This window comes from Isachenkonia alkalipeptolytica (genome assembly GCF_009910325.1).
GTDB lineage: Bacteria > Bacillota > Clostridia > Peptostreptococcales > T1SED10-28 > Isachenkonia > Isachenkonia alkalipeptolytica.
Genome location: NZ_SUMG01000002.1, coordinates 14,799 through 38,758, shown reverse-complemented (window position 1 = coordinate 38,758; position 23,960 = coordinate 14,799). Strand labels below are relative to the sequence as shown.

The window sequence follows — 23,960 nt, the reverse complement described above, 5'->3', positions numbered from 1 at the left end:
GAGGTTAGAAAATGGCAAGAAATTTAAATCCCAGATTCAAAGAATCCCGACGCTTAGGGGTAAACATATACGGGCATCCTAAAGCAATGGATCGATATAGAAAGGGCATGGGCCGGGGAGATAAAAAACTTTCCACCTACGGAGAGCAACTTCTGCAAAAACAACGGTTAAAAGCCTACTATGGCGTGCTGGAAAAACAAATGCGAAGATACATGGATGAAGCGAAGAAAAGCGCGGATATTACCGGTGATCAATTGGTTCGATTATTAGAGACCCGACTGGATAATATGGTATATCGTATGGGTTTTGCAAGTTCCATCCGTCAAGCAAGACAAATGGTAGTACATCGACACATTCAGCTAAACGGTAAGCGAGTGGACCGGCCCTCCCATCGGGTAAGTATTGGAGACCAGGTTACCCTGAAGGAAAGCTCTAGAGACATTGAAAGTTTTAATAGTAATTTCCGGGAACTTAAGTCCCACCCCTCCTATATTTCCCGGGATGTGGAAAGTTTCACCGCAAGCTTAACAAAAAGTCCCGACCGGGAAGAAATTCCTGTGGAAGTCAATGACCATCTGGTGGTGGAATATTATACCGCTTTATAAAGGGAAAGAGAGCAACAACCGATCAACGTATTATTGATCGGTTGTTTTTTTGAAGCAAACAATATGATTTATAAATAACCATTTATTATACCGATACGATTAGCGAAATAATAAAAACCATATTGCGGGCTGGGGGAAAAGCGATTATGATAATAGCAGCAAACAAAATAGGAGGGATCAGCTATGAAAAAAGCGACGTTAAGAATCATTATAATTGTACTGGCAGCAACGATATTGTTCACCGGGTGTTCTGAGGAGGAAGAAGTGTTGACCATGGGTTTTGTACCCATGAGGGATGGAGAACAACTGATTGAGTCCCTGGAGCCCTTAGAGGAAATGATTTCCCGGGAGATGGGAATAACCGTGGAAGCCTTTACCGCAACAAACTATGTGGGAGTGGTGGAGGGACTGGGTTCCGGACAGGTGGACTTCGGTTTCATTCCACCCTTCGCTTACGCTCTTGCCAATGGGGAAAGTGATGCAAGGGTAGCCCTGACGGTATTAAATGCCAGCGGGGAAAGTAGTTATCAATCCCAATTTTTAGTAAGGGAAGACTCGGACATTGAAAGTTTTGAAGATCTTTACGGAAAAACCGTAGCCTTTGTGGACCCATCCTCCACTTCCGGTTATTTATTTCCCGGAGCCCATCTCTATGATCAGGGAATTGATATGGAAGAGGATATAAGTTATCTTTACAGCGGAGGCCATGATCAATCCCTTCAACTACTCTTAAGCGGTGATGTGGATGCAGCGGTAACCTTTGTGGATGCAAGGGAACGGTATCAAGAGGATTTTCCCAATGCCTTGGTAGAAACCCGGGTTCTTGGTCATACGGAGAAAATCCCGAACATCAGTGTAACCATCAGTGATTCCCTGGATCCGGAAACCGAAGAAAAGCTTCAGGAAGCCTTAATTAAAATCGGGGATACAAAAGAGGGGGCGGAGCTCCTGGCGGAACTCTTTAACATCCACGGTTTTGTAATTGCAGAGGACCGGGATTACGATATTATCCGGGATACGGCGAAGATTATGAACGTGGATCTTTCCAATCAATAACCAAAACAAGTAATTTCAAAGGAATAGCAGGTGAGAAAATGATATCGGTTCAAGATGTATATGTAACCTACGAAAAAAGAACACCGGCCCTTCGGGGAGTGACCCTGGATTTTCATGAAGGGGAGTTTGTAGGGGTTATCGGACTCAGCGGCAGCGGGAAATCCACCCTGCTGAAAACCTTAAATAGGCTGGTCTCCCCTTCTGAGGGAAGGGTGATCGTTGAAGGGAAGGACTTAAGCCGGTTATCCTTTAAAGAACTGCGGGATATCCGCCGGGGCATCGGCTTTGTTTTTCAGGAGTTTAATCTAGTGGACCGATCCTCGGTTTTGGAAAATGTATTGATCGGAAGGCTGGGTTATCAGTCTTCCGTGAAGTCTTTTTTTGGAATCTTTAAAGAGGGGGATTACCGCTTGGCGGAGGAGGCCCTGGAAACTGTGGGACTCGGGGAAAAAATCTTTGAGCGGGGAGACCGGTTAAGCGGTGGACAGAAACAACGGGTGGCCATTGCCAAAACCTTAGCCCAGGAACCCCGGGTGATTCTTGCCGATGAGCCCGTGGCAAGCCTTGACCAGAACTCGGGAAAGGTGGTTATGGATACCTTTAAAAGAATTCAGGAGAAGCACGGGATCAGTATTATTGTGAATCTCCATGATGTGAAGATTGCCAGAGCCTACTGTGACCGATTAGTGGGACTGAAGGATGGAAAGATTCTTTTTGATCAAAGGACAAAGGAGATTTCCGATGAAGACATTACAGGATTATATCGCTAAGAAAAAAAAGAAAAACCGATTGTGGATTTTGGGAATCCTTCTTCTATGGTCCCTGACCGCCTGGGGTGTGAGTTTTGATTTATCCCGTATGATCTCAGGAGTGCCGGATATGTTGAACTTGCTGGGGAGAATGCTCTCACCGGAGTTTTCCTACATAAAGGAAGCCCTGCCCAGGCTTCTGGAAACCATTGAGATGGCCTTGGTCTCCACTACCCTGGGGGTGCTCTTAGGTGTATTCTTTGCCCTTTTTACCGCAAAGAATACCACCCTTCACGGGCTCCTGCCAAAGATATTCGGGCCATTGTTTACGTTTTTTCGTACCATTCCCAATTTAATTTGGGCGGCGATTCTGGTGACGGTATTCAGTGTGGGGAAATTCCCGGGAATGATCGCCCTGACCATCACGGCTGTCCTGATAACGGTAAAGCTCCTTCGGGAGTACATCGAGACCTTAAACAAAAACCTGTTGCAGGGTGTGGAGTCCGTGGGAGGCAGTAAAATACAAGTCCTTCGATTTGCGGTTCTGCCGGAGATATTTGAATACAGCCTGTCGGTTTATTTTATTGTTTTAGAAATCAATATCCGCTCAGCCACGATTCTGGGACTGGTGGGAGCCGGGGGCATCGGTCAGATTCTGTGGCGGGATTTAAATCATCTTCGTTATGATAATCTGGCAACCCTGATTATTTTACTGTTTCTGACGATTCTTATCATCGATATGGTCAGCCTTTTTATACGTAATAACCTGAAAAAATTCTATATCCCCAGGAAATCCATTGCCTCCTTTAAAGTGCAGCAACAAAAAAAATGGGGAGGGATTATGCTTCTCTTTGTTCTGGGAGTACTGTGGCTGTCCTTCAGTTTGGATATTACCCTGGAGCGGCTGATCCTGGGGATCACCTCGGGAAGAGAGATCATTTTACGAATGCTCCAAATTGACCTGTCTTACACACCAAGACTGTTGGAAGGGCTCCTGGAAAGTCTTTATATAGCACTGTTTGCCACCATAACCGGAGGGATTGGCGCTGTGGTGCTTTCCTATTTCACCGCATACAATACGGCACCCCATCCCGGGGTATCCATGGTGCTAAAGGGGCTGGTAAATCTCCTCAGGACCTTTCCACCGATAATAATGGCCATCATTTTCTTTCGGGGGGTGGGACCGGGCCCTCTGGCGGGAGCCATGGCTCTGGGAATTTATACCCTGGGGGTGATGACAAAGCTCTACAGTGAAGTCATCGAAAGTGAAGGCTCCAAAATTCAACAGGGAATTATGGTAACGGGAAGCACCAAGCTGAACAGTTACCGCTATGGGATTCTTCCCCAAACCTTTCCTAATTTCATCACTCTGGTTTTATATCGACTGGAGTCCAATATCCGTACCTCAACGATTTTAGGAATCATCGGAGCCGGAGGGATCGGAACGCTGCTATCCACCAACATCACCTGGCGCAACTGGGAGCGAGTAGGCCTTTTGATTCTAGGCATTGCCCTGTTGATGATTCTGATCGAAAAAAGTAGTGAAAGTCTACGAAAAAAACTTGCTTAATTCTTAATTAAGCAAGTTTTAACTTTGTGCGGTTAACTCTGTACAAAGGATCTATAATTATTTACGGTCGTTTCTCGAGGGGATGAAACTTGCAATTTCTGAAGCCATGTTTTGAGCGGGCATGGTTTGAATCCAAACTTTCCCCGGACCTTCAATGGTGGTTAAAAACAGCCCTTCCCCTCCCAGGAACATGTTCTTAAAGCCCTTTACCAGATTAATACTGAGATCCATCCCCGCTTCATACATGCCAAGAGCTCCGGTTTCCATACGGAGCTTTTCTCCCGGGGCCAGTTCCTTTACCACATACTCCCCGTCCATTTCCACCCAGGCGGTCCCTTTACCGGATAAACGCTGCATGATAAAACCCTCGCCGCCGAAGAAACCGGTGCCGATTTTCTTTTGAAATTCGATGTCATAATCCACTCCCTCCGTGGCACATAAAAAAGCTCTTTTCTGACAGATCATAGTCTTTTTGCCCACATCGATTTCAATAATTTTTCCCGGAAAAGAATGACCGAAGGCAACTCGGGCGCCGCTTTTTTCTGCGGAGAAGTGGGCAAGGAATAAATTTTCCCCGGAAACCCCTCTTTTTATAGCGCCGAAGACCCCGCCCCGCATATTGGTTTGCATGTCAATGTTTTCCGTCATCCACTGCATGGCCCCGGTTTGTGCGTAGATCAGTTCCCCTTGATCCAACTCAATTTCTACCATGGGCATTACCGTACCGATAATTTCGCTTTGCATAATAAGCCTCCTCTTTCTGATTATAAAATAATAATTATTGAGCATATATAAAGACACTAAATATTTACCCAATCATGGGAAAAAGCATCAAAGATATTAAGAAGAATTATCGAAGATTTTTGTAAGAACTGGTAAATAGCACTGAAATAGGCTATAATGATAAAAGGAAATGAATAAACATCCGAAGGTAACGGATAAATATCAGGGTCAGGGGATCAAGATCTGATACTTATGAGGAGGGAAAACTCAAATGAAAAAATACTTATTTGCGGCACTGTTGTTTTTTGTCTTAAGTTTAGGGCTCAATGCCTGTAATAATGAGCAAGTGAATAATGGTGACTGAGTGGCGAAACCGATTCAGGAGAGTTCTTCTGAAGAGTATGTAATAGATCGGGATCAGCCGAATATTGAGAACTACTTTGAGGAGTTACCCGCCAATGACAACCTGATCTCCCCGGAAGAGCTTTGGGGGATTGTAGAGAATGATCATCAGGGGTATTACATTCTGGATATTCGCCGGGAAGAGGATTTTTTGCAGGGACATATAGAAGGATCCGATCATATTTGGTGGTACGATGTGGGAGAATCCTTAGAGGAGCTTCCCGAAGAAAAGAGAATTGTAGTGGTCTGTTATACCGGTCAGAGCTCCGGACAAGTTGTCGGGATTCTTAAGGCCATGGGTTACGATGCCTATTCCTTACTGGATGGAATGGACAGAGGTTGGGAAGCGGAAGGATATCCCTTAGTACAATAGTCAAGGAGGGCTGCTGCGGTGGATAATGATAGCTTGATTGAAGGCTTTGTAAATAGATACCAGGGTAGAGCGAGAAAAGACTATAGACGGGAAATCGTGACTTTCCAGAAGTTTACGGATAAAAACCTACTGGCGGTGGATAAACAGGACATTGAAAAGTATTTAACCGAGCTTAAGAAAAAGAAAGCGGCCACAACGGTGCAGCGAATATATCATCAATTGGGAACCTTTTACCATGAACTGTACAAGGCTGAAAAAATCAGAAGCAATCCCTTTTTCAAGGTGGAAAAGCCCAAGGCCTCAAAGCAGGTGAAAAAAGAGAGGGTACCAAGTTTTCAGGAACTGGAAGAACTGTTAAAGGTACTAGGGGAAGAATTTTCCCTTCGGGACTACGGCATGGTGCTGCTCATCTGTACTACGGGGATTCGACTGAAAGAGGCCCTTTATACAAAATGGAGCGATTTTTTGTTGGACAGGGATAACAACTTAGGTCTGCGGGTAAGAAAAGGCACCTATGACCGCTATGTAAAGATCTATCCGGAAGTGTGGGAGGTTTTGGATCAATATCGAAAAGAAGTACTCAGGGTGCAGGAACATTATTGGAAAGAGGATTATTACATCTTCATCTCCCGAAATGACCGGGAGGATTACCGAAGGTACCCGGATATCATCAAGCCGGTGTCCGAGAGTTGGCTTCGGCCGGTGTTGGTGAGCGCCTGTGAAAAGGCGAAAATTCCCCTGTATACGGCGAAGGATCTTCGCCATGCCAATGCCATGTATGCCTTGAAACTCGGTGCAAGCCCCGAGGAAATTCAGGTGCAGCTGGGATGGAACAATAAAAACTTTGTGAACCGATATAATGGTGTAATTGCAAGTTTGGAAAAAAGCGCTAATGACTACACCCATCGTTATTTTACGGGGATCATCAAGGAAAAAAGAGACAAGCCCTAAGGGTTTGTCTCTTTTTTTATAAAAAGGACTTTTAGATAATCCCCTTCAGGAAAGGAAGGGTGGGTGGGAAAGTCCTTGGGAAGAGTATGCTCTTCCAGAATCTTAAAGGTAAGTTGTTTCTCTTTAAAAGCCTTGGATACAAAGCCTTTAAAGGTTTTCATATCAAAGGTGGCGCAGTTGGTGGAGGCAAGAATGACTCCCTGATCCTCGGTCAGGTCAATGGCGCTTTTCAGTAGGCCGGTATAGTCTTTTTTTGCGCTGAAGGTATGTTTTTTTGACCGGGCAAAACTGGGGGGATCCAACACCACAAGGTCATACTTCAGTCCCTGCTTTAGGCCGTAGTCAAAGAAATTAAAAACATCCTCCACCCGGATCTCCTGGGTTTCAGGATCGATGCCGTTGGCCAGGAACTGGGCCCGGGTCAGTTCTAAGCTTCGCTTGGCAAGGTCTACGCTGGTGGTGTGCTTAGCACCTCCTAAAGCTCCGAATACGGAGAATACCCCGGTGTAGGAAAAGGTGTTCAATAGGGTTTTTCCCTTAGCATACTGATCCCGCAACTTTTTTCGAACCTCCCGCTGATCTAAAAACACCCCCGTCATGGCGCCGTCATTTAAATTGACTTCAATATTCACTCCGTTTTCCTTTACCCGAAGGGGGAAGTCTGCCGGGGTTCCCGAGGCGAAATCTTCATCCTCTACATACTGTCCTTGTTGATCAAATCGTTTTTTCTCATAAACCCCCTGGGGTTGAATTAACAAGTTTAATGCGGAGAGAATCTCTTCTCGAAACCGGTAAATTCCAAGGCTGTACCAGTTAATCAGATAGTACTCTCCGTAGCTGTCGATGGTCAGTCCACCGATGCCGTCTCCTTCCCCGTTAAATATGCGAAAGGCAGTGGTGTCTTCCCTGTGATAAAAGGGGCTTCGCTTATTAATTGCAGCGGCAATTTTCCGTTGAAAAAACAGATGGTCAATGGCGTCCTTTTCCTTATGGGTGAGAACCCATCCCATCCCCTTGTTCTGTAATCCGTAGTAGCCTCGGCCGATAAAGTTTCCTTCGCTGTCCAGCAACTGAAACAGAGAGCCTTCCTTATAAATGGATTCCGGGTTTATTAATGCTTCTTTTGATAAAAGAGGGTAGCCCTTCTTGTACTTTTTCTCGTGATTTTTTTGAACTTGTAATCTGATTTCCTTAGTCATAAAATCCTCCTCGGTTTTTCTTTTGCATTATTATATCATATTCAAAGAGGCCTTACTAAAGGGGATAAAAGGAATAGGGAATCTCCGCCATGGGATTCCGTAGCTTTTTTTGCTATAATAGAGGAAATGCTACAAAAATCAAGCAAGTAAGTAGCAGGAAAAATGCTGAATAAATGAGGAGTTCAAATTATGGATAAAAGTCGAATCATCGTGGTGGGCGGCGGTCCCGCGGGAATGTTTGCAGCCCTGCAGGCAGCTACAGGAAGGCATGAGGTGTTGTTGTTGGAAAAAAACGCAGTACTTGGCCGAAAACTGAAAATCACCGGGGGAGGTCGGTGCAATCTGACCAATATTAAAGACAAGAAAGAGCATCAACGGGCCACGGTTCATAATCCCAAGTTTTTGTATAAAGCCTTTGAAGCCTTGGATCCTAAGTCGTTGATAAAGCACTTTGAGGATCGGGGCTGCGCATTTAAGCTGGAAAAAGAAGGCACAGTTTTTCCGAAGAGTGATGACAGTTCACAAATTATAAATATTTTATTGAAGGATCTTCTGGACCACGGAGTAGATATTTGGTACAACCATAAGGTGGAAAGAATTTCAGTGAAGGATCAAAAAGTCCAAGGGGTAGTGTTAACCGATGATCGGGAAATTTTGGCAGATGCAGTGATCATAACTACCGGAGGAGCCTCCTATCCCCAGACGGGAAGTACCGGAGACGGCTATATAATGGCTAAGGATCTGGGGCACGGTATTAAAAAAATCAAACCGGCCATTACTTCCTTTGAAATTAAAGAGAGATGGGTAAAGACTTTGGCGGGGATCTCCTTTACCGGTACCAGGGTGAGGATTTTAAAAATGAATAAACTGCAGGAATCAGGGGAACTACTTCTCACCCATTACGGAATATCCGGGCCACCGGTATTAAAGCTTAGCAGCTATATTAATGAGATCAACCTGAAGGAAAACCCGGTTACCGTGGAGATTGATTTTTTCCCCGAAAAAGGGGAGGAGGAACTGAAAACCTGGTTTTTAGATCACAGCAGGGGAAAGAAAAATCTGGGCAGTGTACTGACGGAGTTTTGGCCGAAGAAATTTATCGAAGAGATCTTACCCTTCTTAGGGGTTCCCAAGGAACGTAAAATGAATGAGTTAAAAAAGAAGGAGCGGGGGAAAGTCATCGGAGCCTTAAAAGGACTTCAGCTGACGGTGGTGGGTCTTCGCCCGGTAAAAGACGCCATTGTCACCGCCGGCGGGGTGGATGTCAAAGAGGTAAATCCCTCCACCATGGAGTCGAAAAAAATTTCCGGGCTGTATTTTGCCGGCGAGGTGCTGGACTTAGACGCCATTACCGGAGGATACAATCTGCAAATCGCCTTTTCCACCGGGTTTGTGGCGGGAAATGCCGCGAGCGGAAAAGAGGAGCAAGGATGAGAAGAAAGCTGATAGAAAATCAAAAACCAAACCGAAAGAATATCGAAGCCTTTCAACGGAGCCTTTTGCAGTGGTACCAAAAGAATAAACGGACCATGCCCTGGCGGGATATTGAAAATCCCTATTACACCTGGGTTTCGGAAATCATGCTCCAGCAAACCCGGGTGGATACTGTAATTCCATACTTTTTACGCTTTATTGAAAAATATCCAACGGTAAAGGACCTGGCTAAGGGAGAGGATGAGGACCTTCTAAAGCTCTGGGAGGGACTGGGATATTACAGTCGGGTTAAAAATATGAAAATTGCCGCCAGGGAAGTGGTGGAAAAATACGACGGCGTGTTTCCAAAGGAACGTAAGGCGTTAGAGTCCCTTAAGGGGATCGGGGAGTACACCGCCGGAGCCATCGCCTCCATTGCCTATGAACAAAAAGAGCCGGCGGTGGACGGAAACGTCCTTCGGGTAATGACTCGAATTACCGGGAACCACGGGGATATTAAGCTTGGGAAAACGAAAAAAGAAATAACCCACGGGGTTCGAAAGCTGTTACCCGAGGAGAATTTAGGAGACTTTAATCAAGGGTTAATTGAACTTGGGGCGGTGCTTTGCACAACGGCTAAGGCACCGGATTGTGAAATCTGTCCTGTATCCGAATTTTGCCTAGCCTTTGAGAAAAATCTTCAAGGAGCACTGCCGGTCAAAGGAAAGGCGATGAAAAAGCGTTTGGAAAAAAAGACCGTATTGATTTTCACCTATAAAGAGCAGCTATTTTTGCGTAAAAGGGAGGAACGAGGACTTTTGGCAGGGCTCTGGGAGTTTCCCAATATAAAAGGTCATATAAAAGAAGAAGCTCTCAAAGAAATTCTGGAAAAGGAACAGCATTTGGCAGAGGAGAACTTAACTGTTGAAAACATTACACGGCTGGAGGATAGTAAAGCGGTGTTCAGCCATATTCAGTGGAACTTGATGGCCTATCAGGTGAATTTGAAATCCTCGGAGGGCCCACCGGAAGGCTTAAGGATTAAAGAAGATAAAAACTATTTAGAGCTCCCGGTAGAAGAAGTGATGGATAATGGTCGGTGGATACCCAGAGAAGAAGTCCGTAAAGACTACTCCATCGCTTCCGCTTTTAAAGCTTATCGAAAAGAGGTGCTGTAATATGATAAAGGAAATACTGCCGAAAATATATCAAATTGAAATTCCCTTGCCCAAGAATCCCTTAAAAGCGTTAAATAGCTATCTGATCAAAGGGGAGGAGGAATATTTACTGGTGGACACCGGTTTTAACCGAAGGGAGTGTCAGGAAGTCCTTTTTCAGGCCCTGGATTCTTTGGAAGTGGATCTGAAAAAAACCAAGGTCCTGATCACCCATCTCCATGCGGATCACTCGGGACTGGCTGAGGTGTTATACAGTAAAGGGGCAACCCTTCTTATGGAACCGGAAGAGGCTCTTCGGATCAAAGCCTTATCTAAAGAAAAGAACTGGGAAACCATGAAAGGAGACCTGAAAACCTTCGGGCTCGAGGTGGGGAAGAATTTTTTCGACGACCATCCCGGAAGGATTTATGCACCGAAGGGAGATTTCGCCTATGAAAAGATTCATGAGGGAGAGAATATTGTCATCGGTGACTACTCTTTTGAAGTGATTTCGGTTCCCGGACATACCCCGGGAATGATCAATTTATTTGACCGGGAAAATAGAATATATCTATCCGCAGACCATGTGCTGGAGACCATTACTCCGAATATCGGGTTTTGGGGTTATGATCAGGAGAAAATGCTTCAGAAGTACTTAAAGAGTTTACGAAAGGTTCAGGAGTATCCCGTTACGGTGATGCTTCCCTCCCATCGGGGATTGATTAGGAAGCCGAAGGAACGGATTGAGGAGTTAATAGCCCACCACCAGGAGCGGCTAAAGGAAGTGGAAAACATTATTAATGGAAAAGATCGGCCGCTCACCGTGGAAGATGTGGCCAAGGACATGGACTGGAGAATTCCGGCGAAGTCCTGGGGGGATTTTCCACCCCCTCAAAAATCCTTTGCCGCCGGGGAAGCCATGTCCCATTTGGAGTATTTAAAGGATCATGGAAGAATTAAGGCTTACTGGAAAGGAAATGTAATATATTTCGCCCGTAATACACAGTAGTATGAGGGTGTTTAGAGGCACTACGAATTCCATTAGACACACAGGCACATCTAATTACATCTTGCTAAACTCAACTAGATCTAAGGAATTGGAGGTTTTGGGGGGAGACCGGGAAGATGAAGTTCAATTAACAAAGGAGGATAAGGATGAAACCGGACTTTGATAAAATGATCGATCGTAAGGAAAGTAAATCCATTAAATGGGATTCTAAAGTGCTCGGAGAAATGTTTGGAGAAGAGGACCTATTGCCCCTGTGGGTTGCGGATATGGACTTTGAAGCTCCGAAGGAAGTGGTGGATGCCATGCAGGAGGAAGTGTCCCATGGGGTATTTGGATATTCCAAAAGAGGAGAGCAGTACTACGAAAACATCCTTCGCTGGTACAAAAAGCGGTTTGACTGGGAAATAAAAAAGGACTGGCTGGTATTTACCCCCGGGGTGGTTTCTGCTGTAAATTACGTGTTGCAGGCTTTAGTTGAGCAGGGTCAGGGGGTAATCATCCAGGAACCCGTATATTATCCCTTTAAAAAGGCTATCAAAAACAATGGATGCCGGGTGGTTAACAACCCGTTGAAATACCAACAAGGGACTTACGAAATAGATTTTGAGGATTTTGAAAAGAAGGCAAAGGATCCCAGTACCAAACTCTTTATTCTTTGCAGTCCCCATAATCCCGTGGGACGGGTATGGAAAAAAGAGGAACTGAGGCGCCTAGGAGAAATCTGTTTGGAAAATGACGTGCTGATCTTTTCCGATGAGATCCATCACGATCTGGTTTTTGAAAAGGGAGCCCATCACGTTTTGGCAAACCTTGATTCGAAGTTCGACGACCATGTGATCACCGCCACGGCCCCTTCCAAAACTTTTAATTTAGCGGGACTGATGAGCGCTCATCTGATTATTAAAAATGACAGCTTAAAAAGAAGGTATCGGCGTATTTTAGAGATAAACCATATCGGTAAACAAACCCCCATCAGTATGGCGGCGGTGGAAGCGGCCTACGGGAAAGGGGAACCCTGGTTGGAAGCGCTTTTAGACTACCTGCGGGGAAACCTTGATTTGATTGATAGCATGGTAAAAGACCATCTGCCAAGGGCGAAGTTTACCCCGCCGGAGGCCACCTACCTGGCCTGGCTCGACCTTAGGGAGTACGGTTTTTCGGGTAAAGAGCTGGAGGAGAGAATCACGAAAGAAGCCAAGGTGGCTTTAGACGGCGGTACCTGGTTCGGCAGTGGAGGGGACGGGTTTATAAGAATCAACTTTGCCTGCCCCAGAAAGACTCTGCAGAAAGCCTTGGACCGAATCGTCAACGCTCTGGAAGGGAAGTGAGGTCATGATTTATTATTTTACGGGAACGGGGAACTCTTATTATGTGGCCAAGGTACTGGGGATCAATTTACAAGAGAAGATTGAAAACCTGGGGGATTCCCGAAGGGCGGGGCTTCATCAAAAGGCGGTAAGTTTAACAAAGGAGGAGGTCCTAGGCTTTGTATTTCCCGTTTATGCCTGGGGACCGCCGAGATGGGTGCTGGACTTTATCAAAAGTCTCGATTTTGAAGGGAATCCGCCGAGCTATACCTTCGCCATCGCCACTTGTGGGGAGAACATCGGAAATACCATGACCACAATAAAGCAAGCCCTTAAGGAGAAAAACATAGAATTAAACTACGGATATTCGGTGAAAATGCCGAACAACTATTTGATGATGGGCAGCAAGGTGGAGACCGGCCAGAAGGCGGAAGAGAAAATCCGTCGGGCGGACACCTTGCTTTCCATGATCAGCGAAGATATTAAAAATCGGGGAAGGGGCTTTAACGTAAACAAAGGTTTTATGCCCTCGGTTCTTAGCAAAGCAGTGAACCCGCTGTTTTCAAAGTTTGCCATTGACACGAAAAAGTTCCGGGTAAATGATCACTGTATTTCCTGCGGTCTTTGTCGAAGAATCTGCAACACCCAAACCATTGAACTGGTGGACGGGAAACCGGTTTGGGGTTCCCAGTGTGTGCAGTGTGTGGCCTGTATTAACTACTGCCCCGTGAAGGCCATTAATTACGGTCGTGGGACAAAGAAAAAACAGCGGTATAAAAACCCGCGGATTTCTCCCATGGAGTTGGAGATTAAAAAAAGGGAATAAGTCCAATTGCCCTTTGACAAAAGTTGGATTTCTTATATAATGAAAAAAGAGTATAAGGGGACAAGACAATTGAATGAAGTACTGGGGGTGTCGGAATAGGACTGAGAGGATCTGTAGATTCAACCCTTTGAACCTGATGTGGGTAAACCCACCGTAGGGAAGTCTTTTTAATGATTTAGATAGAAAATATCTATATTCTTATATCAAAAGGCAGGCCTTCGGGCCTGTCTTTTTTAGTTGGCTACATTTAATCAATTAATTTTATTATTGGAGGAGGGAAATCATGATTTATGTAAACGGAAAAGAATATCCCTATCAGGGAAAGAGTATTCAGTGGATTTTAGAAACCTTGAAGTTGGAACCTTCCATGGTGATCGTTGAGTATAACCAAGGGATTTTAGAAAAAGATCAATTATCCACCGAGGTGAAAAAAGGGGATCAGTTGGAGTTGATTACTTTTTTGGGCGGAGGCTAAAAGGGATCTTCAGAGCTCAAGCTTAAGGAAGAAGTTCCAAAGGATGAGTGTAAAAAACCATACAAATACGATAATACGGAGGAATACCAATGGGAAACAAGGACCAATTGCAATTAGGAGACCATTTATTTAACAGCCGATTACTGGTGGGAACGGGAAAATACGAAAATCATGATATTATGAAAAAGTCCATAGAGGCCTCGAGTACGGAGATGGTAACCATGGCCCTTCGAAGGGTGGACTTGAAAAATCCCAGGGAAAACGTGTTAAACTTTATTCCGAAAAACATGACTTTGCTGCCCAATACTTCGGGAGCCCGGAATGCGGAGGAAGCCATTCGGATTGCCAAAATCGCCAGAGCCGCCGGCTGCGGAGATTTCGTAAAGATTGAAGTGATTTCCGATCAGAAGTATTTACTGCCGGACAATTATGAAACCCTTAAAGCCACCAAAACCTTAGCGGCGGAGGGCTTTTATGTGCTTCCCTATATGTCCCCGGATTTAATGGCGGCCAAGGAGATGGAAAAAGCGGGAGCGAAAGCGGTGATGCCCTTAGGATCCCCAATCGGTAGCAATCGTGGCATCGAAAACAAAGGACTGATTAAGATTTTAATCAATGAAATCAAGGTACCGATCATTGTGGATGCGGGGATCGGAAAACCCTCCCACGCGGCGGAGGCCATGGAACTGGGAGCGAAGGCGGTGCTGGTTAATACCGCCATAGCCGCCAGCAAAGACCCCATCGAGATGGCAAGGGCCTTTGACTACGCCGTAAAAGCCGGAAGGCTTGCCTATCTCTCGAAGTTCGGAGAGGTAAAAGCCCAAGGAGACGCCTCCTCTCCCTTAACCGGTTTTTTAAGAAAGGAGCAGTAATATGGAGCTCTTGGATGTCCTAGGAAGATACCCTGAAGAATGGGTGGATTCCTTTTTACAGAAGGTAACCGGGGAACGAATCGAAGAAATACTGAAAAAAGAGGATCTGAGTCTTGAGGATTATTTAAGCCTGTTATCCCCGGCGGCAAATAATTATTTAGAGGAGATGGCGGTACGGGCTCACCAAAAAAATCTACAGCATTTCGGGAAAACCATACTGCTGTACACCCCTCTTTATATATCCAATTACTGCGTTAACGAGTGCCTTTACTGCGGTTATAATAAACACTCGGATATCCCGAGGAAAAAACTGTCCTTAGAGGAAATTGACCGGGAGGCCAAAATAATTTCCGATAAAGGGATTCAGCATATTTTACTGCTATCAGGAGAGTCCCCCGTAGATACGTCCTTAGAATACCTAGAATCGGTGGTAACGGTGCTGAAGAAGTATTTTCAGTCCATTGCCCTTGAAATTTACCCCCTGAAGGAAGAGGGGTACCGGCGCCTGGTTCAAAAAGGAGTGGACGGAGTAACCCTATACCAGGAGGTTTACCACCGGGGGATTTATCAAAAACTGCACCCCAAGGGTCCTAAAAGCAATTATAATTTTCGTATCGAAGCCCTGGAGCGAGGGATTAAAGGGGGCGTTGCCTCGGTAAATCTCGGAGCGCTACTGGGTCTTTCGGATTTTCGAAAAGAAGCATTTTATACCGGAGTCCATAGCAAATACTTACTGGATACCTATCCCAGTGTGGCAACCTCCGTATCCTTTCCCCGAATGCAGCCCTTTTTAGGGGGATACGAGGATATCGATCCCGTCCCGGATCAGGATTTTGTCCAAATTCTACTGGCCTATAAAAATTTTCTGCCCATGACGGGAATCACTCTGTCCACGAGGGAAGATCCCGCTCTTCGGGAAAACCTCATTCCCCTGGGGATCACGAAAATGTCCGCCGGGGTATCCACCGCGGTGGGGGGCCATAGCAGGGAAAAGGAAAATACGGAGCAGTTTGAAATCTCCGATAACCGCTCCATTGAAGAGGTAAAAGCGTCGATTCTTAAAAAAGGCTATCAGCCCATCCTTCAGGACTGGGTTCCGCTGTAACCGTGTGAACCCTTAAAAGGTTAATATAAAAGAAGGTCAAAGAAAGTCAGAGATAGCAGGAGGTTGAAGAATGCTGTATTTCGTGACGGACCGAAAAGTTGCGGTAAAGGATTTTTATAGGACTTTACAGGAAGCGGTAGAGGGAGGGGTTGACGGCATCATCCTTCGGGAGAAGGATCTTAAGCAACCGGAGCTTTTCTCTATGGGGAAAAAAGTGAAGGCCATCGTCGAAGGGACGGATACGAAACTGATCATTAACGGGAATTTATCCGTGGCAAGGGACCTTAAGGCCCAGGGTTATCATATGGGTTTTGAGAAATTTATGGAAGAGGACAAAAAAACCCTAAAAGAATTTAGGGGAAGGATCGGGGTATCCGTTCACTCGGTTAAGGAAGCCAAAATAGCGGAAAAAAACGGAGCGGATTATCTTTTGGCAGGACATGTTTTTCAGACCCTCTGCAAAAAAGGGCTGGAGCCCCGGGGGATTTCCTGGCTAAAAGAAATCATGGAAGCAGGAAACCTTCCCGTGATTGCCATCGGCGGGATTGATCCAAATAATCTTGGTAAACTTCAGTCCCTGGGACTTCATGGAATTGCGGTCCGTTCCCTGATCATGGAAAGCCCTGAGGTAAAAAACACGGTAAAGAGCCTTAGGAATAAATGGTTAATCGATTAATTGAATAAACCGTCCTTTAGGGGGTATTTAAAGGTATATAATCCATTATACAGGAAAAATACTGGGTAAATACTTGGGGGAAGGATTTGCCCCCTGAAAAAGGAGCCATAATGATGATGAAAAAATCAATGAAAGAATCCCAAATATGTATCGGAAATTTAATGGAGCCCCAACAGGCCAACGTTTCCGGAAATGTCCACGGTGGGGAGATTATGAAGCTTATGGATAATACGGCGGGGATTGTAGCCCATCGTCATGCCCGAAGCAACACGGTTACCGCTAGGGTGGACGGCCTGGAATTTATTAAACCGATCCATATAGGGAACCTGGTAACCTTTGAAGGCCGCCTGACCTATGTGGGCCGGAGTTCCATGGAAGTCCTGGTCAAGGTTTATGTAGAGGACCTGGAAATTGAGAACTCCAAGAAGCTGGCCCTTACGGGATACTTTACCATGGTGGCCCTGGACGAAAAGGGAGGACCGAAGGAAGTACCTCAGCTGCTACCGGAAACTCCGGAGGAGGAAAGACTTTTCTCGGAGGGAAAAAAGCGGTATTTGTCCCGGAAAAAAAACTAAGAGATGCTTATATGCATCTCTTTTTTGGTATATAATGTTTGTAGGAGTATAAAGTAGATGCCTAGGTATGAAAAGAATTGAGGTTGTAAAAATGAGCGTTCGATCAAAAGTGTTGCAGGGTATTAACTTATTTTTGAACCGGGTGTATATCCCCCGGCGGATTCTTCAAATGGAGCGGCCCCTGGTTATGCATATCAGTGATACCCCGGAGGAAATTTACCCCTATCTTTATAAATTGATCAAAAGGCTGAAGCCCGACTATTTGATTCACACCGGGGACATGGTGGACAATATTAAACTGGAAATTGTTCCGATGTTAGAACCGGATTATCACCGGGCCCTGGAAGGAGTGATCAACCATCTTGAATCTTCGGATATTCAAGAAATCTATTATGTTTCGGGAAATCATGATCAAAGAGCAAAGATAGAATCCTTAACGGAAAAAGGAAAGGTAATGAATGACGGAATCATTGCAATAGAGAATTCTAAGTTTTATATAAATCACTTTTTTGTAGAGGAAAGCCCCAAGGCGGACTATTATCTTTACGGTCACAGCTTTGAGCCTAAAAGTCACAGGGAGGGCGAGGAAATACGGCTCAACGGCTTAGAGGCCATCCATGTGATAGGCCTTAAGGAGAATAACCTTGAAAAACTGCCCTATCCATTGGGGACCAACGGATTTCGTAAAATGGAACGAAATTATAGAGCCTTATAAAAAAAATCACCGGACAAAAGGGGGAGATCAAATGCTGTTTATCCGCATGGCTTCAAGGCTGATGTTCTTAAGAACCGATCAAGGAGAGAAGCTAAGGGATTATTTAGTTAAATTTCAAGGGGGAAAGGAAGTCGGTTTTCATCAGGGGATGGAGGCAAGCTCCGATGAGAGTACCATCGTTTTTATTACCGGGGAAAATCTTCAAAAAACCCGAATCGAAGATGCGAACTACATTCTGCTGATTAACGATCCTGCCTCCATCTGCCTTACGAATCTGATCAACAGTCAGGTATCCGCCCTGGTGAACCGGGTGGATATGGGTCCTTCCACGATTCTGATGCGCATTGCCGGGGATCAGAATCTGGTGAAAAAAGAAATTAAAGAGCTGTACTCAGGAAAGGATCTCCCGATGGAAAAGGCCGTTGATCTGGGGGAGGACAAGGATACCATCCTTTTTTTAACCTACCGTCAGATTTCCACGGTGATCCGAACCGGAGATTTGCTGGAGGGGACCTTATTAATTCAGCAGCCGGGCTGGGAGGTTTTTAAATCTCTGCGTAGCCGAGGGGTCCTGTTAATCACCCGAAGCCTGGAAGATCGGAAATGGTATGAACTGCGAATTAATATCTACGACTCCGAAGAAAGATATGAGGCCCACTATGACCGGCTGAATTTTGTGCTGTCAAAACTGGAGGTGGGAATGGTACTGGAAGAAGGGTGGACGAAGGATCATGCCCTGGTTCTATTCTCGGTGCTGGCCTATCAGATAAAGCTTTTTACCTTTTACAAACCGGAGGAGATTAAACGGATTTTAACCGGACTGGAGTATGATCAGGAAGGGAAGCGTTTGGCGGATTTCGACCTCTATTACCGAAACAAAAAGATCTCCTGGGTGGATATTGATCGTAGCAAGAGCAGAAGAAACAAAGTGGAGGAAGGAATTAAGAATCGAAAAGCCTTGTTGAATCAGCTGACCCAAGAGGAACAAAAAGAGTTAAAGGCGATGGAAGATAAAATTAAGGAGTAGGGAGTAGCCGTATGGAAATCAAACTGAAAAATTATAAAATCCCTTGTGAAATTATTAAAAGAAAACGAAGAACCATGGAAATACAAGTTCAGCCCGATGGAAGCCTTCGGGTGCTGACACCGAAGGGACTGGGAAAAGACCGGGTTCAAAAGGCCCTTAAAGAAAAAGAAAATTGGATTGTTAAAAAAGTGGTGGAAACTAATAGAAGAGACACTCCCCAAGTCCCGGTTTTTCAAGAAGGGGAAGAACACTATGGATTTGGACACCGAAAACCCCTTCACTTTATTACAGTGCCCGGGGCCGGGAAATTACAGGTCCGACTAACGGGGGAGGGATTTACGGTGACGGGGGAGGATTTTTCTCAAGAATCCATTAAGAAGGCGTTAGAGCAGTGGTATCGAAAACAAACGAAAAAACGGGTGGATTTCTATGTGAAAAAGTACCGTAACAGCTTACCGAGACCGACGGAGGTTCAGGTAAAAACCCAGAAAAAACGATGGGGTAGCTGCAATCATAAAGGGAAAGTGATGTTTAACTGGAAGCTAAGTATGGCCCCCGCCTGGGTACTGGAATATTTAGTAGTCCATGAACTGTGCCATAGGGAAGAGTTTAATCACTCGAAAAACTTTTGGGCCCTGGTCAAGGATACCTACGCCCCCTGGGAGGAAGCCAGAAAGTGGCTGAAGGAAAATCAAGGGAAACTCCAAGGGTTTCAGTAGCCCGGGAGGTTTATCAAGTAAAAAAAATAATGGAAAGTTCCATCCACAGAGAGGATAAATCCCGGTAATCACACCCGGGATTTATTTTTTTTATAAAAAAATATTTTAAACCCTTGAATATATATACTAAACTATGTATAATTACACCTATGCTTATGAAAAAGAAAAAGAAAATCAAATTTCAGAAAGTAAGGATGATTAGTGATGATAATTCAAGGGTTTATCGTAAAATGCCATCATCGTTTCAGGCGCCGCCACTGTAGAATGGAAGAATAAAAATCACCGTGGTAAATAAAAGAAGGAGGCGTACAAAGGATGAAAAAGGAAATAAATTATAATATAAAGATGGAGAAAAACCAAAAAAAAGTGGTTCTCGCTTACTCAGGAGGTCTTGATACCTCCGTAATTTTAAAATGGTTGGAAAACACCTATGGATATGAAGTCATAGCCGTATGTGTAAATGTAGGGCAAAAAGAGGATTTTTCCATACTTAAGAAAAAAGCCCTGGAGTCCGGAGCAAGTAAAGTATATGTGGTAAACGTGCAGGATGAATTTGTTAAGGATTATATTTTCCCCACCTTGAAAGCCGGCGGGATCTATGAAAATGATTACTTACTGGGTACCTGCTTCGCACGACCATTGATATCCAAAGTATTGGTAGACATTGCGGAAGAGGAAGGGGCCGTAGCCATAGCCCATGGAGCCACGGGAAAAGGCAATGACCAGGTTCGGTTTGAAACCTCGGTAAAAGCCTTAAACCCCACATTGAAACTGATTGCTCCTTGGCGTATCTGGGATCTGAAGTCCCGGGAAGACTGTATTGAATATGCGGTAGAGCATAAAATTCCCATTGAAGCGACCAAGGAAAAGATCTATTCCCGGGATGAAAATTTATGGCATATCAGTCATGAAGGGGGAGAATTGGAAGATCCATGGAATGAGCATTCCAAAGAGGTTTACCTGTGGTGCAACGCTCCGGAGGAGGCTCCGGATCAAAGTGAAACCGTTGAAATAACCTTTGAGAAAGGGATTCCTGTAAAGATCGGCTCGAAGGACTACGACGGCGTGGAACTGATCAAAACCCTGAACAAAATCGGAGGAAAGCATGGCGTGGGAATTTTGGATATGGTAGAGAATCGATTGGTTGGAATGAAATCCCGAGGGGTCTATGAAACTCCGGGAGGAACGATTTTATACGAAGCCCATAAAGCTTTGGAAAAACTGACTTTGGATAAGGCAATGATTTCTTACAAAAATGATATTGCAAAAAAATATGGAGAGCTGTTATACGACGGTCTTTGGTTTACCCCCTTGAAACAATCCCTGGACAGCTTTGTGGATTGTTCCCAGGAGGCAGTTTCCGGAACGGTAAAGATGAAGCTTTATAAGGGTAGTGTGAAGGCCCTTGGAACGAAATCTAAAAACTCTTTATACCGGGAAGATTTTGCAACCTTCGGCGCCGACGAGGTGTATAATCAAAAGGATGCGGAGGGCTTTATTAATCTTCACGCCCTTCCCTTAACCATACAGGGACTCAAAAATATGGAAAAGAAACAGCCTAAGGGGTCTAAAGAGAAGCAGGGATCATTTGCAGTGCTGTAAGGCCTATCTCTTACGTTGGATGCTTTTTATCTTTTTCTTAAAAACATGGTAGGAAAGAAAAGTTTCGATCAGAAAAGTTTGCGATCATAACAGAAAGGAGTTGAACCTCCGATGACAATGAACACCCCGAAAGCTCTTTGGAGCGGAAGATTTTCCAAAGCCCCCGATGAAATGATGAAAAGGTTCGGCGAATCCATATCCGTGGACTGGTGCTTTTATAAGGAAGATATTGAAGGCAGCAAAGCCCATGGGAAAATGCTTTATAAAATCGGCATCTTAACAAAGGAAGAATTGGAACAGATTCTCCGAGTTTTGGAGGAAATCGAAGAAGAAATTGAATCCGGAGAGTTTGTTCCCGATATCGAGCTGGAAGACGTGCATATGAATATTGAAAGCCGTTTGATCAAAAAACTGGGGGATCTGGGAGCGAAGATTCATACGGGGAGATCCCGGAATGACCAGGTGGTAACGGATTACCGGCTGTATTTAAAAAAAGAGATCACCGCCATTGAGAAACTGCTGAATAATTTTATGGAAGCCTTATTAACCAGAGCAGAGAAGGATGTGGATATTACCCTTCCCGGTTTTACCCATTTGATGCATGCCCAGCCCATCAGTCTCGGGCATTACTGGATGGCTTATTTTTGGAAGTTTGAGCGGGATTTGAAACGTTTAAAGGCAGCGTTGGAATCTTCAGACGTCAGTCCTCTCGGAGCCGGTGCTTTAGCAGGGTCCACTCTTCCTTTGGACCGGGAGTATACCCGGGAGCTGTTAGGTTTTGGAGAAATCAGCAAAAACAGCTTAGACACCGTATCGGACCGGGACTTTATTATGGATCTGCAGTACGCGCTATCCACGCTCTTTATTCATACCAGCGGACTTTCCGAGGATTTAATTATTTGGAATACCCAGGAGTTTAACTATATCAAACTGCCCGATGAATTTTGCACGGGATCCAGTATGATGCCCAATAAGAAAAATCCCGATGCCTTAGAGCTGATTCGGGGAAAAACCGGAGGAGTGGTGACGGGCCTGTTCAATCTGATGATGAATTTAAAAGGGCTGCCCCTAACCTATAACCGGGACCTTCAGGAGGATAAGAAGTTTGTTCTGGAGAACCTTGCTACGGCAAAAGCGGTGCTTGAAATCCTTCCCCTGCTAATTGACAAAATTGAAGTTCAGGAAGCAAACATTCAAAAGCATCTTGAAAAAGGATTTCTGTTGGCCACGGATGTGGCGGAGTACCTGGTACTAAAAGGGGTTCCCTTTCGAAAAACCCATGAAATAGTAGGAGCCATCGTTCAATATGCAGAAGCAAAGGACTTGGATTTTAAAAATCTATCCATGGAGGAATGGAAACAATTTTCCGGTGTCTTTGAGGAGGATATATTAGAAATTTTAACGGTGGAAAAAGCCGTGGAAAGAAGAGAGAGCCAAGGGGGAACGGCAAAAAAGCAAGTGCTTATACAAATTAAAGAAGGACGTGAAATAATCGAGAAGGCCTAAGGGCCTTCTTTGATTTTGAGGTTTGTTAGGGTTTATGATATAATAGAAAAAAGCATAAAAGGGAGTAGCGATAGTGAAAACTATGAATAGAGTCAACATACTGGCATTAATGCCTGGTTCTATTCGCTTTAAAGTGGACCCTAAGGGTCGATTTTAAAGGAGCGAGACTTTTACGCTTAAACAGCCAAGGTTTGGTTGCTTAAGCATAAAAGTCTCTTTTTTTATGAAATCCTAAATATGAAGGACAAAGGAGGCGCTTATATGGGATGGGAGTTTATTCAAGCCTTAGCATTAATCAGTATGGCGGAAATGGGGGATAAAACCCAACTGTTAGCTATGGCTTTTGCTACAAAATATTCGGTTAAAAAAGTGTTGCTGGGGGTTTTCCTGGGATCCCTGTTAAATCATGGGATTGCCGTAGTTCTTGGGGTCTATCTCTCGGACTTTATTCCCCTGGATACCCTTAGTCTGATTGCGGCTACTGCCTTTATTGTCTTCGGTCTATGGTCACTTAAACCGGAAGGGGAGGAAGAAGCTCAAGATACCGGGGTGAAAAAATTCGGGCCGGTACTGACGGTAGCCTTCGCCTTTTTTCTAGGAGAGATCGGAGATAAAACCCAACTAGCGGTGATTACCCTTTCAACCCAAGGTTCCTATCCCTTATTGATTCTTGGGGGAACGGTTTTGGGTATGGTAATTACCAGTGGGGTTGGCGTATTGGTTGGGATGAAACTCGGTAAGAAAATTCCCGAGGTGGGACTTAAAATCGGATCGGGAATTGTTTTTATGATATTTGGATATACCGGTTTGTTAGGTCAAGTCGATGGTATTCCCCTTAGTCAAGGGATAATGATCCTGTTACCTGGGGCCCTTCTTTTCAGTATCCTTATTATGGGAAGAAAACTGGTTATTCAAAGCAGAATCCAAACTTCAAGCTATAGAACCACTGCAGAGGAGCTTCGCCTCAATACCCAACGGATTAGACATTCCTTGGAGGCGGCGAAGGATGAAAATCATAGCTGTGAGTACTGTGAAAACGGATCCACTACCATTGAGGAATTACAAGAATACTTGGAAAAAGCGGAAAAAGAAGAGGCCTACCTATTGAAAAAAGAGTTTAATGGACCCTTATGTTCCTTAGGAGGCGAAGAAAAGGAAAAGTTAAAGGATTCCCTTCGGGAGACCATTTCCGTATGCGAACAGTGCAGTAAGCACCGGGAAAACTGTATTGGAAACCAGACCCGACGGGTACTGGAATCCATGGTTTACGGCGAGGAGTTTAAATTTGATGGTAATCGGGAGAAATACTGTCAAGCGGTGAAAGAACTGGATCCGGATTTTTAAGGAA

General features: G+C 44.8%; 24 protein-coding genes and 1 riboswitch. Of the genes, 22 read left to right on the top strand and 2 right to left on the bottom strand.

The annotated features are described in order from the left end of the window. Positions 1-11 precede the first annotated feature (11 nt). From rpsD to phnE, 4 genes are all read left to right on the top strand, one after another. Positions 12-605, top strand: a complete 594-nt coding sequence (gene rpsD, locus ISALK_RS02030) for a 30S ribosomal protein S4 (RefSeq protein ID WP_160718582.1) — start codon at positions 12-14, stop codon at positions 603-605. Positions 606-788: 183 nt separating this feature from the next. Continuing rightward, positions 789-1,661, top strand: a complete 873-nt coding sequence (locus tag ISALK_RS02025; protein WP_160718581.1) for a phosphate/phosphite/phosphonate ABC transporter substrate-binding protein — start codon at positions 789-791, stop codon at positions 1,659-1,661. Positions 1,662-1,699: 38 nt separating this feature from the next. Continuing rightward, positions 1,700-2,431, top strand: coding sequence for a phosphonate ABC transporter ATP-binding protein (phnC, locus tag ISALK_RS02020; RefSeq protein ID WP_160718580.1), 732 nt, complete (start codon positions 1,700-1,702; stop codon positions 2,429-2,431). Next, the gene (gene phnE, locus ISALK_RS02015; RefSeq protein WP_160718579.1) at positions 2,403-3,980 is read left to right on the top strand and encodes a phosphonate ABC transporter, permease protein PhnE; all 1,578 of its coding nucleotides are present in this window, start codon (positions 2,403-2,405) and stop codon (positions 3,978-3,980) included. Before phnC ends, phnE begins: the two co-directional genes overlap by 29 nt. Before the next feature lie 57 nt (positions 3,981-4,037). Here the strand turns inward: phnE and ISALK_RS02010 are convergent, their stop codons facing one another. Further along, entirely contained in the window at positions 4,038-4,724 is a 687-nt protein-coding gene (locus tag ISALK_RS02010; protein WP_160718578.1) for a TIGR00266 family protein, read from the bottom strand. A gap of 343 nt (positions 4,725-5,067) precedes the next feature. On the opposite strand from ISALK_RS02010, the gene ISALK_RS15000 reads away from it, so the two are divergent. Both ISALK_RS15000 and ISALK_RS02000 read left to right on the top strand, forming a co-directional pair. Beyond that, a complete protein-coding gene (locus tag ISALK_RS15000; protein WP_160718577.1) occupies positions 5,068-5,478 on the top strand; it encodes a rhodanese-like domain-containing protein in 411 nt (136 codons plus the stop codon). 18 nt (positions 5,479-5,496) lie between these two features. Continuing rightward, entirely contained in the window at positions 5,497-6,429 is a 933-nt protein-coding gene (locus ISALK_RS02000; RefSeq protein WP_160718576.1) for a tyrosine-type recombinase/integrase, read from the top strand. On the opposite strand, the gene ISALK_RS01995 is transcribed toward ISALK_RS02000, so the two are convergent. After that, positions 6,426-7,628 carry a class I SAM-dependent rRNA methyltransferase gene (locus ISALK_RS01995; RefSeq protein ID WP_160718575.1) on the bottom strand — a complete coding sequence of 401 codons (1,203 nt, stop codon included), beginning with the start codon at positions 7,626-7,628 and terminating at the stop codon, positions 6,426-6,428. The genes ISALK_RS02000 and ISALK_RS01995 overlap by 4 nt on opposite strands. 189 nt (positions 7,629-7,817) lie before the next feature. Between ISALK_RS01995 and ISALK_RS01990 the strand changes: the two genes are divergently transcribed. The 16 genes from ISALK_RS01990 (at position 7,818) to ISALK_RS01915 (ending at position 23,956) form a co-directional block, all read left to right on the top strand. After that, positions 7,818-9,062: a BaiN/RdsA family NAD(P)/FAD-dependent oxidoreductase gene (locus tag ISALK_RS01990; RefSeq protein ID WP_160718574.1), complete on the top strand. Its 1,245-nt coding sequence runs from the start codon at positions 7,818-7,820 to the stop codon at positions 9,060-9,062. After that, complete coding sequence (gene mutY / locus ISALK_RS01985) at positions 9,059-10,219, top strand: A/G-specific adenine glycosylase (RefSeq protein ID WP_160718573.1); 1,161 nt, start codon at positions 9,059-9,061, stop codon at positions 10,217-10,219. The genes ISALK_RS01990 and mutY overlap by 4 nt, the downstream gene beginning before the upstream one ends. 1 nt (position 10,220) lies before the next feature. After that, a complete protein-coding gene (locus ISALK_RS01980; RefSeq protein ID WP_160718572.1) occupies positions 10,221-11,207 on the top strand; it encodes an MBL fold metallo-hydrolase in 987 nt (328 codons plus the stop codon). A 146-nt stretch (positions 11,208-11,353) separates the two neighbouring features. Further along, entirely contained in the window at positions 11,354-12,535 is a 1,182-nt protein-coding gene (locus ISALK_RS01975) for a MalY/PatB family protein (RefSeq protein ID WP_160718571.1), read from the top strand. Positions 12,536-12,539: 4 nt separating this feature from the next. Beyond that, positions 12,540-13,340 carry an EFR1 family ferrodoxin gene (locus tag ISALK_RS01970; protein WP_160718570.1) on the top strand — a complete coding sequence of 267 codons (801 nt, stop codon included), beginning with the start codon at positions 12,540-12,542 and terminating at the stop codon, positions 13,338-13,340. 73 nt (positions 13,341-13,413) lie between these two features. Continuing rightward, positions 13,414-13,517, top strand: a riboswitch (TPP riboswitch). 106 nt (positions 13,518-13,623) lie between these two features. Continuing rightward, positions 13,624-13,815 carry a sulfur carrier protein ThiS gene (gene thiS / locus ISALK_RS01965; RefSeq protein WP_160718569.1) on the top strand — a complete coding sequence of 64 codons (192 nt, stop codon included), beginning with the start codon at positions 13,624-13,626 and terminating at the stop codon, positions 13,813-13,815. A gap of 89 nt (positions 13,816-13,904) precedes the next feature. Continuing rightward, complete coding sequence (locus ISALK_RS01960) at positions 13,905-14,687, top strand: thiazole synthase (RefSeq protein WP_160718568.1); 783 nt, start codon at positions 13,905-13,907, stop codon at positions 14,685-14,687. Position 14,688: 1 nt separating this feature from the next. Continuing rightward, complete coding sequence (gene thiH, locus ISALK_RS01955) at positions 14,689-15,792, top strand: 2-iminoacetate synthase ThiH (protein WP_160718567.1); 1,104 nt, start codon at positions 14,689-14,691, stop codon at positions 15,790-15,792. Between the two features lie 70 nt (positions 15,793-15,862). Next, positions 15,863-16,468 carry a thiamine phosphate synthase gene (locus tag ISALK_RS01950; RefSeq protein ID WP_160718566.1) on the top strand — a complete coding sequence of 202 codons (606 nt, stop codon included), beginning with the start codon at positions 15,863-15,865 and terminating at the stop codon, positions 16,466-16,468. A 113-nt stretch (positions 16,469-16,581) separates the two neighbouring features. After that, positions 16,582-17,043 carry an acyl-CoA thioesterase gene (locus ISALK_RS01945; protein WP_160718565.1) on the top strand — a complete coding sequence of 154 codons (462 nt, stop codon included), beginning with the start codon at positions 16,582-16,584 and terminating at the stop codon, positions 17,041-17,043. A 91-nt stretch (positions 17,044-17,134) separates the two neighbouring features. Continuing rightward, entirely contained in the window at positions 17,135-17,758 is a 624-nt protein-coding gene (locus tag ISALK_RS01940) for a metallophosphoesterase (protein WP_160718564.1), read from the top strand. 31 nt (positions 17,759-17,789) lie between these two features. Next, positions 17,790-18,785 carry a hypothetical protein gene (locus ISALK_RS01935; protein WP_160718563.1) on the top strand — a complete coding sequence of 332 codons (996 nt, stop codon included), beginning with the start codon at positions 17,790-17,792 and terminating at the stop codon, positions 18,783-18,785. Between the two features lie 11 nt (positions 18,786-18,796). Further along, entirely contained in the window at positions 18,797-19,504 is a 708-nt protein-coding gene (locus tag ISALK_RS01930; RefSeq protein ID WP_160718562.1) for a M48 family metallopeptidase, read from the top strand. 345 nt (positions 19,505-19,849) lie between these two features. Then, complete coding sequence (locus ISALK_RS01925; protein WP_160719032.1) at positions 19,850-21,106, top strand: argininosuccinate synthase; 1,257 nt, start codon at positions 19,850-19,852, stop codon at positions 21,104-21,106. Positions 21,107-21,217: 111 nt separating this feature from the next. Continuing rightward, complete coding sequence (gene argH / locus ISALK_RS01920; RefSeq protein ID WP_236660232.1) at positions 21,218-22,612, top strand: argininosuccinate lyase; 1,395 nt, start codon at positions 21,218-21,220, stop codon at positions 22,610-22,612. Positions 22,613-22,873: 261 nt separating this feature from the next. Continuing rightward, positions 22,874-23,956: a TMEM165/GDT1 family protein gene (locus tag ISALK_RS01915; protein ID WP_160718561.1), complete on the top strand. Its 1,083-nt coding sequence runs from the start codon at positions 22,874-22,876 to the stop codon at positions 23,954-23,956. The last annotated feature ends 4 nt before the right edge of the window (positions 23,957-23,960 follow it).